The sequence below is a fragment of the Streptomyces buecherae genome, from assembly GCF_014295035.1.
GTDB classification, from domain to species: Bacteria; Actinomycetota; Actinomycetes; order Streptomycetales; family Streptomycetaceae; genus Streptomyces; species Streptomyces youssoufiensis.
On record NZ_CP060404.1, the window covers coordinates 4144538 to 4157223 of the forward strand.

The following is a 12686-nucleotide window of genomic DNA, read 5'->3' on the forward strand; positions in this document are numbered from 1 at the left end:
GCGCGAGACGCACGCAGACGCGCGGAGACCTGCGGAGACGCGGAGGCCCAGCCCGCCACCGCCGGCGGCGGCCCTCAGGCCGGTACGTGCACCGCCTCCACACGGCTGGCGACCACGTGTTCGCGCTCGCGCCGGTGCGCCCGGCCGCGCAGCCGCAGCATCTGGGACAGGCCGAGCGCCTGCAGGAAGAAGACCGAGGCGAAGGCGATCCGGAAGTTGTGACCGGTCGCGTCGAGGAGCACGCCCACGGCGAGCAGGGTGGCCATCGAGGCCATGAAGCCGCCCATGTTGACGATGCCCGACGCGGTGCCCAGGCGCTCCGGTGGGTTGGCCGGGCGCGCGAAGTCGAAGCCGATCATCGACGCGGGGCCGCACGCGCCGAGCACGACGCACAACACGATCAACAGGGCCGTCGGCGCGTGCCGCTCCGGCCAGGCCAACACGCTGGCCCACAGCAGCGCCGTGGCGGCGACGGTGCCCAGCGCCAGCGGGGCCCGCGCGGCGTGGTGCCGGGCGATGACCTGCCCGTAGACCAGGCCGATCGCCATGTTGGAGAGCACCACCAGGGTCAGCAACTCGCCCGCCTCGGCGCGCGACCGGCCCTGCGCCTCGACCAGGAACGGCATCCCCCACAGCAGCAGGAACACCATCGCGGGGAACTGCGTGGTGAAGTGCGTCCACATGCCGAGCCGGGTGCCGGGCTCCCGCCAGGCCGCGGCGACCTGGTTGCGGACGAAGCCCTTGCCGACGTGCGGATGCGGCTCGGGCTCGTGGCCCGGCGGGTGGTCGCGCAGGAACAGCAGCACCAACACCAGCACCAGCACGCCGCCGAGCGCGCTGCCGGCGAACGTCGGCGTCCAGCCCAGGTCGTGCAGCAGCCGCGCCAGCAGCAGCGTCGAGATGAGGTTGCCGGCCATGCCGATCAGCGCGGCGATCTGCGCGACGAGCGGGCCACGCCGGGCCGGGAACCAGCGCGCGCCGAGCCGCAGCACGCTGATGAAGGTCATCGCGTCACCACAGCCGAGCAGCGCGCGCGAGGCCAACGCCATGCCGTACGAGTGCGAGAGCGCGAAGCCGAACTGCCCCACGGTGAACAGCACGGCGCCCAGGACCAGCACCTTCTTGGTGCCGAGCCGGTCCACCAGCAGGCCGACCGGGATCTGCATGCCGGCGTAGACCAGGAGTTGCAGGATGGAGAAGGTGGACAGGGCCGAGGCGTTGATGTGGAACCGGTCGGCCGCGTCGATGCCCGCGACGCCCAGGCTGGTGCGGAAGGTGATGGCCACGAAGTAGACGGCGACGCCCAGGCCCCAGACGGCCACGGCACGGCGCCCGCCGGGTGGGTCGCCCGGCAGCCCCTTCGCGTCGCTAGTCCGTATCTCTCCCGGCGCGCTCACCGGTCCTCACCCCGGGCCAGGTGGCGCACCCAGCTCACGTGCTGGTGCACGGCCGCCGCCGCGGCGTCCGCGTCGCCGGCGCGCAGCGCGGCCAGGATCTCCGCGTGCTCGGCGATGCTCTTGGCCACCCGGTCCGGGTGGGCGTGCATCACGGCGACGCCCATCCGGAGTTGGCGGTCGCGCAACTGGTCGTAGAGGCGCTCCAGGATCTGGTTGCCGGCGCTGCGCACGATGGTGGCGTGGAAGCAGCGGTCGCTGGCGACCAGGGCGGCCAGGTCGCCGGCGGCGGCCTGGGCCCGCTGCTGGTCGAGCAACTCCTCAAGGCGGCTGATCAACTCGGTGGGGGCGGGCACCGCCTTGCGCGCGGCGTGCTCCTCGACCAGCAGCCGGGTCTCCACCACGTCGGCGATCTCCTGCGCGGAGACCGGCAGCACCAGGGCGCCCTTCTTCGGGTAGAGCCTGATCAGCCCTTCCACCTCAAGCCGCAGCAGCGCCTCGCGCACCGGCGTGCGGGAAACGCCGACGGCCTCGGCCAGGTCCCCCTCGGTGAGCAGCGTGCCGCCCTCGTAGTGGCGCTCCAGGACGGCCTGCTTGACGTACGCGTACACCCGGTCGGCGGCGGAACCACCGGCGCCCGCGCGCGGGGCGGCGCATCCCGCGCCGACGTCACCGGCCGGCGCGCCGCTGCCGACGGGTTGGGGAGAGGAGGCCGGGGCGGGGGTGGGTGTCGGGTTGGAGGAGGTCTGCGGGGCCGGCGGCCGGGCGGGGACGGTAGATGCAGGGGCCATGCACACACGATAGATACAACAGGGATGCCTGCGAAGGGCGCGTCCGCCATCCGGACGCACTCCCTCCGCCAGCGCCTGGTGCGCCGGCGCACCAGGCCAGGGCGGCCGAAGGCCGGCCGCACGCTCCCCGCGCCGGGGCCGCGTCCTCCCGCGCCGGGGCCGGTCGCCTACGGGGCGAGGCCGACCGCAGTGGACCGGACTCGCTTACCGGAGGGTTAGCGCGCACCTCGAAGTCGGTACTTGTGGGCCGCGCCGGCCCGCGAAACGATGACCACACGCCCGGGGAATTCCGGTGGGCCCGCCGCCCGGGTCCGGGGGAATGGCACGGCCGCTTTCTGGTCCTCGGTCGCACTCCGGGGCGTATTCCGCCGGCATCCGCCGCGGACTCCCCCCACCCTCCCCTCCCTTTCCCCTTTCGGTCTTTCCGCTTCCCTCTCTTCTTCCGTCCGTCCATGCCCACACCCACTCCAGGAGTGCCCTCATGAACGTGAATTCCTTGACGCCCGCCCCCGTCACCGTGCTAGGCCTCGGCGCGATGGGGAGGGCGCTGGCCGCGGCCTTCGTCGCCGGCGGCCACCCGACCACCGTGTGGAACCGCACCCCCGGCCGGGCGGGCGACCTGGTCGCCGGCGGCGCGGTCGAGGCGCCGGAGCTGTCCGCGGCGATCGAGGCCAGCCCGCTGGTCGTGGTCTGCCTCTTCGACAAGGACTCAGTCCGCGAGGCGCTGGCCCCGGCCGTGTCGTCGCTGGCCGGACGCACGGTGGCGATGCTGACCACGTTCACGCCCACCGACGCGAGGGAGCTCTCCACCTGGCTGGCCGAGCACGACGCCGACTACCTCGGCGGCGCGATCATGGCCGTGCCGACCATGATCGGTCAGCCCGAGGCGCAGCTCTTCTACAGCGGCCCGCAGCACCTGTTCGACACCCACCGCGCCGCCCTGGAGCGCCTGGGCACCAGCAAGCACGTCGGCGCGGACGTGGGCACGTCGGCGCTGTACGAGACGGCGTTGCTCTCCGGCATGTACGCCATGTTCGCCGGCTATTACCACGGCGCCGCGCTCATCGGCACCGCAGGCGTATCGGCGAAGGAATTCGCCGCGTATTACGTGCCGTTCGTCCAGGCCATGGCGTCCGCCGCGGACGGAGCCGCCGAATTCATCGACAAGGGTGACTACACGGCCGAGTTGCAGAGCCTGGAATTCAACCGGTCGGCCCTCCACCACATCGTGCACGTCAGCGAGGACCAGGGCATCAGCCCGGAGGTCCCGGCCCTGCTCCGGGAGTTGATGGACCGGCAGATCCGGGCCGGCCACGGCGCGGACAGCGCGACCCGCATGTACGAGAGCATCGCCCGCCCGCAGGGTTGAGCGGGGGCCCTGGGCGGGGACCTGCGCGGAGGCCCGCGCGGGGGCCGGCCCCTGGGCGGGGGCCGGGCAGCGATCAGCGCAGAGGCCGGGACGGTGTCACCTCTGGCGTGTGGACGATGATGTCGAACCAACTCGCGAGTGACCCGCCCGACATGTGGTAAGCCGCGTCCTCCCGGGGGTCGTAGAACGGGCCGATCAACCGCGTGCGCGTCGGGGCGTCCAGGAGGCGGCGGATCGGCTCGGGTCGCGGTGTGCCCAGATCCAGGACGTATCCCGACCTGTTCTCGGCGGCGGCATGCAGCACGCTGTCGACGAAGTCCGGGGGTGGAGTGGGCAGTGGTTGGCCGATCGAACCGTGCCCCATGGTCAGGCCCACGGACCGGTAGCCCGGACCCAGTCGTTCACGCAGGTATCCGCCCATGCTCTGGTGCGACTCCAGGGGCTCGGAGGGGGACACGGCACGCGGGGCACCGACGGCGGTGTGTGCCATGCCGCCCCAGTAGACGACCTTGTCGCCGGTGAGCTGCTGCCACCAGCTCACACCGTCGGCCAGCGTACGTTCCAGCTCGGCCAGGCCATCGAGCCGTGTGGCATGCCGAACCGGCTCGGCAGGGAGCCGGGCGAAACGTACGGGGTCGCCTGGGTGATCCTTGTTGTACGACCGCATCCAGCGGACGAGGGCGAGGATTTCGGCGGTCTGCCAGAACGGCCGTGCCCTTCCCAGCAGGGAACGGGGGTCTCCGTCGCCGGTGGCGACATAGACGTCCAGGCCGAGGCGACCGGGGTCGTCGCCCTCCAACGCGAGGGAGCGAAACCCCTCTTCTTCCACCAACAGCCGCACGATGCGATGCGCGACGTCCGACAGTTCGCGTGTCTCTCGGGCAGCCGCTCCAAGCGCCACGATCTTGGCGTCCCGCACCATCGGGGCGAGCGGCCGTACATCGTCCAGTGGCTCGTCAGGCTTCCTGTTCAGGAGCACATGGGAGTTCTTCCTGATCCATTCGGTGGCTGTCTCCACTGGCCTGCCCTTCATCCCCGAGCTCCGCTTCGTGCGGACCACTCCAGGAGATCGTCCAACCTCAAGCTTGGTGGAGGTCAAGGAGCCGCGACGTCGAGCTGGCGCTCATGGTGGGAGCGGCCCGTAGTGGCTCAGGTACGGATCCGAAGGCGTATCGCGACCACCGTGACTCCGTGGAAGACACAGACACGGTCCCTGTCGCAGGTCAGGATTCAGGGCTCCACCATCATGCTGGGCGACGCCGAGGGAGACCTCGCGCCGGACGAGGTGGCCCGTCGAGCCCGGGAACTCTTCCTCTGATGGATGATCCGCCGGACAGCCCCCAGCAGCCCTGGCCGGGGCGAGTATCCCCCTACTCCGGGGCCCAGTTCGGCGGCGTGCTGGGTGAGGTGTGGGCGTTCGGCGGCGCCGCGCTGGGCGCGACGCCCCCGCCGCTACCCCGCGAGCACCGGCGGCCGAGGCTCGTACTCCAGCCCCTTGCGGACCGCCTCCGCCCGTTCCGGCGAGGCCAGGCGGCCGACGAGGTGGAGGGTCATGTCGATGCCGGCGGAGATGCCCGCGCTGGTTACCAGGTCGCCGTCGTCCACGAAGCGTTCGTCGGGGCGGACGTCGATGGTCGGGTCGAGTTCGCGGAGGCGGTCGAGGGAGGCCCAGTGGGTGGTGGCCGGGCGGCCGGCGAGGAGGCCGGCCGCCGCGTACACCAGGGCGCCCGTGCACACGCTGACCATCAGCGGGACCCGCTCGCGCTGGCGGGCCACCCAGTCCAGGTGGGCCTGGTCGGTGAGGACCGGGCGGGTGCCCCGGCCGCCGGGGTAGATCAGCACGTCGAGATCGGGCAGTTCGGCCTCGCTGCGGTGAGCCTGGACGGTCAGGCCCTTCGCGCAGGTCACGGGCGCGCCGTCGGCGGAGAAGGTGAGCACGCGCCAGTTGTCGTCGGGGTAGTGGTAGGTCCAGTACGCCAGGACCTCGTAGGGGCCGATCGCGTCCAACTCCTCCACCGCGGGGAAGAGGAAGATGCCGATGGTGCGGGTCGGGACCGCACCGCTGTCGTCAGTCGCACGTCCGTCGCTACTCATGCGTCCATCGAATCAGCACCCGCCCCACACGGCCCGGCATTTTCAGCCCTCAAGCCGCCGCAGCCGCTCCGCGTCCCCCGTCCTGGGGCAGGTTCCGCAGGCTTCGGCGGGGCGGATCGCGTAGTACAGGCAGCAGCCGGTACGGGTGCGGGTCAGATGGGCGCGGCCGGTGGCGCCGGTCAGGCGGCGGAAGCCCGCGCCGTCGGGGTAGGGCGCGATGGCGTGTGGCAGCACCTCACCGGCCAGGCGCGCCGCGTGCTCCTCCTCGCCGAGCAGCCGGCCCAGCGTCCAGATGCCGGAGACCAGGTCGTCGCCGGCCATCCCCCACAGGGCGCGCGGGCCGCGCCGGAACCACGGGCCGATCGCGGCGAGCAACGGCCCCACCAGCGCGGCGAAGCCGTCCCGCAGCTCCGCGCGCAGTGCCTCCTCGTCCGGCACGGTCCGCACCCCGGGCAGTCCGGCCGCCGGGTCGTCCGGCAGGCAGAGGAAGCCGCCCGGGGTGACCTCGTACCGGTTGCTGGACAGGTCGCAGCGGACCGCGCGTTGGTCCAGCAGCGGCACCCGGCGTTCGAGGTACCACACGCCGCTGAGCAGCAGCGACACCGACCACAGGCAGCCGTGCAGGGCGCGCGCCGCGACGGCGTGCCGGCGCGGGACGGCGTCACCGGCGGCGGCGATGCGGGCCGCCTCGGCGTCCAGGAAGGCGGCGAGCAACTCGGTCTCGGTGGCGAGCTGTTCGAGGGTGGGGCGGTGGGACGTGGTGGCTGAGTGCTCGTCAGCATTGCTGGCGCGAGCGGTGTGTTCGGAATATGGGTACGCGGCGCCGGGAGTTGGTATCGGTGCCTCGGTGGGCCGTCGGACGTCCAGGTGGAGCGGCTCGCAGAGCGCGGCCAGGCGTTCGTAGCCACGGGCGAGCAGGTGCGCGCAGGTCGGGGCGGTGGCGTCGTCGGGCGGGCAGGCCGGGGCAAGGGCCAGCGTCATCGGCAGTTCCTCAGCACCAAGTTCAGAAGCAAGGCTAGCCTTACCTTAGCGGTATCTGAGCGCGTTTCTGATCATCGACGCCCAACGGGTGGACACCGTCGAGGCAGTTCGCCCGCCACGCGCCGGAGCCACCGGCGCGCCCTGCCCGGCCACCCGCCGCCCCCGTACGCGCCCCGCCCGCACGCCACCCGCGCCCCGCCCCGCCCCAGAGCGGCCGATCGGGTGCTTCGGGGACGACCGGTACGACAAGCGCGGGGGCCGGGTCGTACCGCCGGGCGCGAGCGCCGCCAGGCCGGCCGGACGCCGGTGAGCGCGCGGCGCACGGCCAGCGGGGGCACCAGGCCAGGGCGGCGCACGGGCAGGGCCGGGCACACCGGAGGCCGTAACAGGACACGGTCAGGGCCGGACGCGGTCAGGCCCGGGCATGCCGGAAGTCCGGGCATGCCAGGGGCCCGGGCGCATCGCGTGCGCCCGGGCCCCTGGTTCGGTCTACGCCGCCGTCACGCCCCGGTCCCGGCGGCGCGGGGGCGGCGGTGAGCCCCCTCGGTCACCTCGGGGCGTCAGCCCCAGGTGATGAGCCGCTTCCCGGGGTTCTCCAGGACCGCCGCCACGTCGGCGAGCACCTTCGAGCCCAACTCGCCGTCCACCAGGCGGTGGTCGAAGGAGAGCGCGAGGGTGGTCACCTGGCGCGGCTTCACCTTGCCCTTGTGCACCCACGGCTGGAGCTTGATCGTGCCGATCGCGAGGATCGCGGACTCGCCCGGGTTGAGGATGGGCGTGCCGGTGTCGACGCCGAAGATGCCGACGTTGGTGATGGTCACCGTGCCGCCCGACATCGCCGCCGGCGTGGTTTTGCCCTCGCGGGCGGTCGCGACCAGGTCGGCCAGCGACGTGGCCAGCTCCGGCAGCGTCTTGCGGCCCGCGTCCTTGATGTTCGGGACGATCAGACCGCGCGGCGTGGCCGCGGCGATGCCCAGGTTCACGTAGTCCTTGTGGACGATCTCCTGGTTCGCCTCGTCCCAGGCCGCGTTGATCTCCGGGTTGCGCTTGATGGCCACCAGGAACGCCTTGGCGATCAGGAGCAGCGGGTTGATCCGCAGCCCCGCCATCTCCGGGTCCTGCTTGAGGTCCTGGACCAGCTTCATCGTGCGCGTGACGTCCACCGTGATGAACTCGGTGACGTGCGGCGCGGTGAAGGCGCTGGCCACCATCGCCTGCGCGGTGGCCTTCCGTACGCCCTTGATCGGCACCCGGACCTCGCCGCCGGCCACGGCCGGCTCGGCGCCGGTCGTCGCGGCCACCGGCTGGGCCCCGGCCACGGCTGCCTGCGACGGGGCCGCCTGCGGGGCCGTGGCGCTGGCCGCCGCGTGCACGTCCTCGCGGGTGATCACGCCGCCGTCGCCGGTGGGCGTGACGCTCGCGAGGTCGATGCCGAGGTCCTTGGCCAGCTTGCGCACCGGCGGCTTGGCCAGCGGACGCGCGCCGGCCGGGGCCTGCGGGGCCGCGGGCGCGGCCGGCGCGGGGGCCGGCGCCGGAGCGGCCGGGGCCGCCCCGTGCCCGTTCAGCTCCTGCTGGAGCGCGGCGGCCACCGAGGAGGGGGCCGCCTGCTGGGCCGGTTGCGCCTTGCGGGGCCGGCGCTTGGTGGAGGACGGCGCCGCCCCGTACCCGACGAGCACGGCCTGCCGGCCCTGCTGCTCGGGCTCGTCGCCGCCCTGCTCGGCCGTGGGCTCGGCCGCCGGCGCCGCCTGGCCGCCCGCGGGGGCCGCCGGCTCGACGGGGCCCGCGCCCGGCTGGGTGTCCACGGAGATGATCACGGTGCCGACGTCGACGGTCACGCCCTCGTCGAAGCGCAGCTCGTGCACCACGCCGTCGAAGGGGATGGGCAGTTCGACGGCCGCCTTCGCCGTCTCCACCTCGCAGACGGACTGGCCGTCGGTGACCGTGTCACCGACCTTGACGTACCACTTGAGGATCTCCGCCTCGGTCAGTCCCTCGCCCACGTCGGGCATCTTGAACTCACGGAAGCGCTGTGCGGTGTTGCTCATCTTCGCTGCTCCTCAGGCCCTCAGTACGCCAACGCTCGGTCAACGGCGTCGAGCACCCGGTCAAGCCCCGGCAGGTACTCGTCCTCAAGCCGGGACGGCGGGTACGGCGCGTGGAACCCGCCGACCCGCAGCACCGGTGCCTCCAGGTGGTAGAAGCACCGCTCGGTGATCCGCGCGGCCACCTCGGCACCGGAGCCGAAGAAGACCGGCGCCTCGTGCACGATGACCAGCCGGCCGGTCTTGCGCACCGACTCCTCGATCCCGTCGAAGTCGATCGGCGAGATCGACCGCAGGTCGAGCACCTCGATCGACTTGCCCTCCTCGGCAGCCGCCGCGGCGGCGTCCCGGCAGACCTTGACCATGGGCCCGTAGGCCGCGAGCGTCAGGTCGGTGCCGGCCCGCTCCACCCGGGCCGCGTGCAGCGGGCCGGGGATCGCGGAGGTGTTGACCTCGGAGCGGTCGTGGTAGCGCCGCTTGGGCTCGAAGTAGATGACCGGGTCGTCGCTGGCGATGGCCTGCTGCATCATCCAGTACGCGTCGGACGCGTTCGAGGGCGAGACGCACTTCAACCCCGCGACGTGCGCGAACAGCGCCTCGGGCGACTCGCTGTGGTGCTCGACGGCGCCGATGCCACCGCCGTAGGGAATGCGGATGACGACCGGCATCTTGACCTTGCCGAGCGCGCGGGCGTGCATCTTCGCGAGCTGCGTGACGATCTGGTCGTACGCGGGGAAGACGAACCCGTCGAACTGGATCTCCACGACCGGGCGGTAGCCGCGCAGCGCGAGGCCGATGGCGGTGCCGACGATGCCGGACTCGGCGAGCGGGGTGTCGATGACCCGCTCCTCGCCGAAGTCCTTCTGCAACCCGTCGGTGACCCGGAAGACGCCGCCGAGCTTGCCGACGTCCTCACCCATGATCACGACCTTGTTGTCGGTCTCCAGGGACTTGCGCAGGGATGCGTTGATCGCCTTGACGATCGACAGCTTCTCGGTGGAACCGGCAGCCATGTCAGTGACCCTCCTCGGCGAACGAAGCCTGGTACGCGGCGAACTGGGCGCGCTCCTCGTCGACGAGCGCGTGCCCGTCGGCGTAGATGTTCTCGAAGATCGCCATGTGGTCGGGGTCGGGCATCGACCGCACCGCGTCCCGCACCCGCTTGGCCAGCGCGTCCGACTCCTGCTCAAGGGCGGTGAAGAACTCCTCGTCCGCGAACTCCTCGCGGGTCAGGTACGTCCGCAGCCGCAGGATCGGGTCCTTGGCCTCCCACAGCTCCCGCTCCTCGTCGGCGCGGTAGCGCGTCGGGTCGTCGGAGGTGGTGTGCGCGCCCATCCGGTAGGTGTACGCCTCGACCAGCATCGGGCCCTGACCGCTGCGGGCCCGCTCCAGGGCGGCCCGGGTCACCGCGAGGCAGGCCAGCACGTCGTTGCCGTCCACCCGCACGCCCGGGAAGCCGTAGCCCTGGGCGCGCTGGTAGAGCGGGACGCGGGTCTGCCGCTCGGTGGGCTCGGAGATGGCCCACTGGTTGTTCTGACAGAAGAACACCACCGGCGCGTTGTAGACCGCCGAGAAGGTGAACGCCTCCGCGACGTCGCCCTGGCTGGAGGCGCCGTCCCCGAAGTACGCGATCACGGCCGAGTCCGCGCCGTCCTTGGCCACGCCCATCGCGTAGCCGGTGGCGTGCAGCGTCTGCGAGCCGATCACGATCGTGTACAGGTGGAAGTTGTTGGAGTTCGGGTCCCAACCACCGTTGTTCACGCCACGGAACATGCCGAGCAGGTTCGTCGGGTCGACGTCCCGGCACCAGGCGACGCCGTGCTCTCGGTAGGTGGGGAAGACGTAGTCATCGTCGCGCAGCGCGCGTCCCGAGCCGATTTGCGCGGCCTCCTGGCCGAGCAGCGAGGCCCACAGGCCCAGCTCGCCCTGGCGCTGGAGGGTCGTCGCCTCGGCGTCGAAGCGTCGCGTCAGCACCATGTCCCGGTACAGCCCGCGCAGCTCTTCGGGGGTCAAGTCGATGGAGTAGTCGGGATGCTCGACCCGCTCGCCCTCGGGCGTCAGCAACTGTACGAGCTGGGTTTGGTCAGCCGTCGGCTGCTTGGCCCTGGTGCGCTTGGTGCTGCTGCTGCGGCGTGGCTTGCGCGCGGCAGTGCTGTCCACGGTCACGTGTGCTCCTCCGTCTGTCCGGCCCCCGGGGTCCGCCGGCGGCTGGTGGTCCTCGCGCCAAAGGCGAAAGGGCGGCTCCGCCCGGCGGACCCCGGCGCACGGGGTGGGTGCGCCGATGCCCCGACCGGGCGTGACAGGTGCTCCGGCGGGTGGCCCGCGAAACTCACGTTACCCAGTGTGTCGCAGGTCTGCGAAACCCCATCTGACCTGCGATTTTGCTTGGATTTCCAAGTAAATCGAGAAAGTGGGGAACAAGCACTGGTCACAGCCTCGCAGGCCGCCGGAACAACGGCACGTTATCCCGGAGGGCAAGAGCACGGGAAGAGTTCGTGTGTGAGACTGGGATCGTGCGCGAAGAAGGAAAAATCACGGTATTCCTGCTCGATGACCATGAAGTCGTGCGTCGGGGTGTGCACGAGTTGCTCTCGGTCGAGGAGGACATCGAGGTCGTCGGCGAGGCCGGAACGGCCGCTGACGCGCTGGTCCGCATCCCCGCGACCAGGCCCGATGTCGCCGTGTTGGACGTACGACTGCCGGACGGCAGCGGCGTCGAGGTGTGCCGGGAGGTGCGGTCCCGGGACGAGGGAATCAAGTGCCTGATGCTCACCTCGTTCGCGGACGACGAGGCCCTCTTCGACGCGATCATGGCCGGCGCGTCCGGTTACGTCCTCAAGGCCATCCGTGGCAATGAATTGCTATCCGCGGTGCGCGACGTCGCCGCCGGGAAGTCCCTGCTCGACCCGGTCGCCACGGCCCGCGTCCTGGAACGCCTGCGGGACGGGAACACCCCGAAGGGCGACGAGCGACTGGCCGCCCTCACGGAACAGGAACGCCGCATTCTCGACCTCATCGGCGAGGGCCTGACCAACCGGGCGATCGGCGAGCGACTGCACCTCGCCGAAAAGACGATCAAGAATTACGTTTCCAGCCTGCTCTCCAAACTCGGCATGGAACGCCGCTCCCAGGCCGCCGCCTACGTGGCCCGCCTCCAGGCCGAGCGCCACTGACGATTCCGCCGGGCTTTTCCGCCGACGATTTCCCCGGCGGCGCGAGCGATTCGTTTTTCCCGGCGGGCCCGCGTGGCTGCGCGGCGGCTCCCCGGTGACGTGAGCGATGCGCGCGGAGCGGGGTGAGCGATCCGGGCGACGCGCGCGAGACCGGGCGCGCGACGCGGGCGCTTCCCGAGGGACGGGGCCGGGGCGGGCGGCTGGGTGAGTACCTGGATGGCAGGGGCGTACGGCGGGGTGGCGCGCGCCCTCGTACGCCACCGCACCGCGCTTGTTGCCCCGGGCGCGGGTGCGCGCCCCAATCGGGACCAACGTCCCGGGCCGTCGGGGCGGGTGCCCCTATATGGGGCGAGCGCGGGCGGGCAGGGTGGTGCCATGCCCACCGACACGCCCACGGCCGACGACCGCGCCATCGCACTGCTCAGCAAGGCCCGCTACGGCCGGGTCTCCGTGAGCATGCGGGCGCTGCCCTTCGTGACGGTCGCCCGGCACATCGTGGTGGACGGCCACGCGCTGCTGCGCCTGCACCGAGGCTTCGGCTACCACAGCGCCTGCGACGGCAGCGTCGTCGCCTACGGCGCGGACAACGCCGACAGCGCCCACGCCGAGGCCGCGGCCGACGGCTCCGAGAGCGGCGCGGTCGACGTGTGGTCGGTGCAGTTCGTCGGCACCGCCCGGCTGTTCACGCCCAGCGAGGCGGAGCTGGCCCTGTTCGGCGAGGCGCCGAGCACCGCCGACGGCGTCCCGTACGACCCGGTGTACCTGCGCGTCGAGCCGCAGTTCGTCACCGTGCACCAACTGAGCGGTGTCCCTGCGCGTCGGAGCGCACACGCTGTGTGATC

Annotated in this window: 12 protein-coding genes; 4 read left to right on the forward strand and 8 right to left on the reverse strand. The window is 72.1% G+C overall.

Annotation, left to right across the window (positions count from 1 at the left end; genetic code table 11):
* Nucleotides 1-74: 74 nt before the first annotated feature.
* Complete coding sequence (locus H7H31_RS15855; RefSeq protein ID WP_232109891.1) at nt 75-1397, reverse strand: MFS transporter; 1323 nt, start codon at nt 1395-1397, stop codon at nt 75-77.
* A complete protein-coding gene (locus H7H31_RS15860) occupies nt 1394-2185 on the reverse strand; it encodes a GntR family transcriptional regulator (protein WP_187117943.1) in 792 nt (263 codons plus the stop codon). The genes H7H31_RS15855 and H7H31_RS15860 overlap by 4 nt, the downstream gene beginning before the upstream one ends.
* A gap of 481 nt (nt 2186-2666) precedes the next feature.
* Between H7H31_RS15860 and H7H31_RS15865 the strand changes: the two genes are divergently transcribed.
* Nucleotides 2667-3554: an NAD(P)-dependent oxidoreductase gene (locus H7H31_RS15865; RefSeq protein WP_187060236.1), complete on the forward strand. Its 888-nt coding sequence runs from the start codon at nt 2667-2669 to the stop codon at nt 3552-3554.
* Nucleotides 3555-3627: 73 nt separating this feature from the next.
* Here the strand turns inward: H7H31_RS15865 and H7H31_RS15870 are convergent, their stop codons facing one another.
* Entirely contained in the window at nt 3628-4572 is a 945-nt protein-coding gene (locus H7H31_RS15870) for an erythromycin esterase family protein (protein WP_187060237.1), read from the reverse strand.
* 165 nt (nt 4573-4737) lie between these two features.
* On the opposite strand from H7H31_RS15870, the gene H7H31_RS34595 reads away from it, so the two are divergent.
* Nucleotides 4738-4872, forward strand: a complete 135-nt coding sequence (locus tag H7H31_RS34595) for a hypothetical protein (RefSeq protein WP_261905700.1) — start codon at nt 4738-4740, stop codon at nt 4870-4872.
* 134 nt (nt 4873-5006) lie between these two features.
* Here the strand turns inward: H7H31_RS34595 and H7H31_RS15875 are convergent, their stop codons facing one another.
* The 5 genes from H7H31_RS15875 to pdhA form a co-directional block, all read right to left on the reverse strand.
* Nucleotides 5007-5648 (reverse strand): DJ-1/PfpI family protein, encoded by a 642-nt coding sequence (locus H7H31_RS15875; protein ID WP_187060238.1) that lies wholly within the window; start codon nt 5646-5648, stop codon nt 5007-5009.
* A 42-nt stretch (nt 5649-5690) separates the two neighbouring features.
* Entirely contained in the window at nt 5691-6623 is a 933-nt protein-coding gene (locus H7H31_RS15880) for a (2Fe-2S)-binding protein (RefSeq protein ID WP_232110309.1), read from the reverse strand.
* Nucleotides 6624-7189: 566 nt separating this feature from the next.
* Nucleotides 7190-8674, reverse strand: a complete 1485-nt coding sequence (locus tag H7H31_RS15885) for a dihydrolipoamide acetyltransferase family protein (RefSeq protein ID WP_187060611.1) — start codon at nt 8672-8674, stop codon at nt 7190-7192.
* A gap of 20 nt (nt 8675-8694) precedes the next feature.
* Entirely contained in the window at nt 8695-9684 is a 990-nt protein-coding gene (locus tag H7H31_RS15890; RefSeq protein WP_176162976.1) for an alpha-ketoacid dehydrogenase subunit beta, read from the reverse strand.
* Between the two features lies 1 nt (nt 9685).
* The gene (gene pdhA / locus H7H31_RS15895) at nt 9686-10837 is read right to left on the reverse strand and encodes a pyruvate dehydrogenase (acetyl-transferring) E1 component subunit alpha (RefSeq protein ID WP_187060612.1); all 1152 of its coding nucleotides are present in this window, start codon (nt 10835-10837) and stop codon (nt 9686-9688) included.
* 347 nt (nt 10838-11184) lie between these two features.
* Here pdhA and H7H31_RS15900 point away from each other — a divergent pair, with 347 nt between their 5' ends.
* Together H7H31_RS15900 and H7H31_RS15905 are read left to right on the forward strand one after the other, a co-directional pair.
* Nucleotides 11185-11844 (forward strand): response regulator, encoded by a 660-nt coding sequence (locus H7H31_RS15900; protein WP_176162974.1) that lies wholly within the window; start codon nt 11185-11187, stop codon nt 11842-11844.
* Nucleotides 11845-12219: 375 nt separating this feature from the next.
* Nucleotides 12220-12684, forward strand: a complete 465-nt coding sequence (locus tag H7H31_RS15905; RefSeq protein WP_187060613.1) for a pyridoxamine 5'-phosphate oxidase family protein — start codon at nt 12220-12222, stop codon at nt 12682-12684.
* The last annotated feature ends 2 nt before the right edge of the window (nt 12685-12686 follow it).